Genomic DNA, 3,382 nt, shown 5'->3' with positions numbered 1-3,382 from the left:
TTGGGGGTGTGTGTGGGGTGTGTGGTACGGGGTTGTTGTTTGAGAACTACATAGTGGACGCGAGCATCTTTTATAAGAAGCAATTTCCAAGAATATGAACCTGGATCTGGCTGCGCGTGATGATGGCACTCTTCGGGGTGTGGTTGTTGGGTGTGGTTGGTTTCTGTGGTTCTCTCGAAAATTACTCCTTGATCTTTTGTGGTCAAGTTTTTAAGAGCACACGGTGGATGCCTTGGCATTAGGAGCCGAAGAAGGACGTAGGAATCTGCGATAAGCCTGGGGGAGTCGATAACCGGACTGTGATCCCAGGGTGTCCGAATGGGGAAACCCCGCCAGACGCGCGAGTGATCTGGTGACCCGCATCTGAACACATAGGGTGCGTGGAGGGAACGCGGGGAAGTGAAACATCTCAGTACCCGCAGGAAGAGAAAACAACAGTGATTCCGTTAGTAGTGGCGAGCGAACGCGGATCAGGCTAAACCGACCCATGTGTGATAGCCGGCGGGCGTTGCATGGGCGGGGTTGTGGGACTTGTTGTCCTGGTTCTGCCGGACCGGGGAGGTGTGAGTGCTGGTATAGGTGAACGGTCTTGAAAGGCCGGCCGTAGAGGGTGTGAGCCCCGTAACCGTAATGCTGTAGCGCCGCCTTTGATGAGTATCCCAAGTAGCACGGGGCCCGAGAAATCCCGTGTGAATCTGTCAGGACCACCTGATAAGCCTAAATACTCCCTAATGACCGATAGCGGACCAGTACCGTGAGGGAAAGGTGAAAAGTACCCCGGGAGGGGAGTGAAACAGTACCTGAAACCGTGTGCTTACAATCCGTCGGAGCAACCGCGAGTAATCGCATAGTAGTTGTGACGGCGTGCCTTTTGAAGAATGAGCCTGCGAGTTAGTGTTACGTCGCGAGGTTAACCCGTGTGGGGAAGCCGTAGCGAAAGCGAGTCTGAACAGGGCGTTGCAGTGGCGTGATCTAGACCCGAAGCGAAGTGATCTACCCATGGCCAGGTTGAAGCGACGGTAAGACGTCGTGGAGGACCGAACCCACTTCAGTTGAAAATGGAGGGGATGAGCTGTGGGTAGGGGTGAAAGGCCAATCAAACTTCGTGATAGCTGGTTCTCCCCGAAATGCATTTAGGTGCAGCGTTGCGTGTTTCTTACCGGAGGTAGAGCTACTGGATGGCTAATGGGCCCTACAAGGTTACTGACGTCAGCCAAACTCCGAATGCCGGTAAGTGAGAGCGCAGCAGTGAGACTGTGGGGGATAAGCTTCATGGTCGAGAGGGAAACAGCCCAGACCACCAACTAAGGCCCCTAAGCGTGTGCTAAGTGGGAAAGGATGTGGAGTTGCGAAGACAACCAGGAGGTTGGCTTAGAAGCAGCCATCCTTAAAAGAGTGCGTAATAGCTCACTGGTCAAGTGATTCCGCGCCGACAATGTAGCGGGGCTCAAGTACACCGCCGAAGTTGTGGCATTCACATATTTTCCAAGCCTTCGTGGTTCAGGAGTGTGGATGGGTAGGGGAGCGTCGTGTGGGCGGTGAAGTCGCGGTGTAAACCAGCGGTGGAGCCTACACGAGTGAGAATGCAGGCATGAGTAGCGAAAGACGGGTGAGAAACCCGTCCGCCGGATGATCAAGGGTTCCAGGGTCAAGCTAATCTGCCCTGGGTAAGTCGGGACCTAAGGCGAGGCCGACAGGCGTAGTCGATGGACAACGGGTTGATATTCCCGTACCGGCGAAAAACCGCCCATGTTGAACAGGGGATACTAACCGCCCGAGACCTGCCCGACACCCCTTGTGGGTGAAGGGTTTTGGTGGAGCGCGGGACCTGATCCTGGGAGGCAAGCGTATTAACAGGTGTGACGCAGGAAGGTAGCCGAGCCGGGCGATGGTTGTCCCGGTCCAAGGATGTAGGGCGAACGGTAGGCAAATCCGCTGTTCATGTGCCTGAGATCTGACGGGACTCCCGTAAAGGGGGGATTCGGTGATCCTATGCTGCCTAGAAAAGCATCGGCGCGAGGTTTTAGCCGCCCGTACCCCAAACCGACACAGGTGATCAGGTAGAGAATACTAAGGCGATCGAGAGAATTATGGTTAAGGAACTCGGCAAAATGCCCCCGTAACTTCGGGAGAAGGGGGGCCCCAACCTTGAACGGTACTAGCGACCGGGAGGGGATCGGGGCCGCAGAGACCAGGGGGAAGCGACTGTTTACTAAAAACACAGGTCCGTGCGAAGTCGCAAGACGATGTATACGGACTGACTCCTGCCCGGTGCTGGAAGGTTAAGAGGACCGGTTAGCCGCAAGGCGAAGCTGAGAATTTAAGCCCCAGTAAACGGCGGTGGTAACTATAACCATCCTAAGGTAGCGAAATTCCTTGTCGGGTAAGTTCCGACCTGCACGAATGGAGTAACGACTTCCCCGCTGTCTCAACCATAAACTCGGCGAAATTGCAGTACGAGTAAAGATGCTCGTTACGCGCAGCAGGACGGAAAGACCCCGAGACCTTTACTATAGTTTGGTATTGGTGTTCGGAGTGGCTTGTGTAGGATAGGTGGGAGACGTTGAAGCCCGGACGCCAGTTCGGGTGGAGTCATCGTTGAAATACCACTCTGGTCACTTTGGACATCTAACTTCGGCCCGTAATCCGGGTCAGGGACAGTGCCTGATGGGTAGTTTAACTGGGGCGGTTGCCTCCTAAAAAGTAACGGAGGCGCCCAAAGGTTCCCTCAGCCTGGTTGGCAATCAGGTGTCGAGTGTAAGTGCACAAGGGAGCTTGACTGTGAGAGAGACATCTCGAGCAGGGACGAAAGTCGGGACTAGTGATCCGGCGGTACATTGTGGAATGGCCGTCGCTCAACGGATAAAAGGTACCTCGGGGATAACAGGCTGATCTTGCCCAAGAGTCCATATCGACGGCATGGTTTGGCACCTCGATGTCGGCTCGTCGCATCCTGGGGCTGGAGTAGGTCCCAAGGGTTGGGCTGTTCGCCCATTAAAGCGGTACGCGAGCTGGGTTTAGAACGTCGTGAGACAGTTCGGTCCCTATCCGCTGCGCGCGCAGGAAATTTGAGAAGGGCTGTCCTTAGTACGAGAGGACCGGGACGGACGAACCTCTGGTGTGTCAGTTGTACTGCCAAGTGCACCGCTGATTAGCTACGTTCGGATGGGATAACCGCTGAAAGCATCTAAGCGGGAAGCTCGCTTCGAGATGAGATTTCCATACACCTTGTGTGTGAGAGGCCCCCAGCCAGACCACTGGGTTGATAGGCCGGATGTGGAAGCGAGGACTAACGACTCGTGAAGCTGACCGGTACTAATAGGCCGATAACTTACACCACACACCCCTCCCCGCGAACCCGTTTCAAAAGGGGTTCGCACCC

At 55.1% G+C, this 3,382-nt stretch carries 1 rRNA gene; it reads left to right on the top strand.

Features of this window, described 5'->3' with window-relative positions:
- The first annotated feature begins 200 nt into the window (after positions 1 to 200).
- Positions 201 to 3,340, top strand: a 23S ribosomal RNA gene (locus DBZ45_RS02625).
- Positions 3,341 to 3,382 lie beyond the last annotated feature (42 nt).

Origin of the sequence: Arthrobacter globiformis (genome assembly GCF_003261175.1) — a bacterium.
Lineage (GTDB): Bacteria > Actinomycetota > Actinomycetes > Actinomycetales > Micrococcaceae > Arthrobacter > Arthrobacter globiformis_A.
This window is presented reverse-complemented; position numbering and strand designations above follow the sequence as displayed.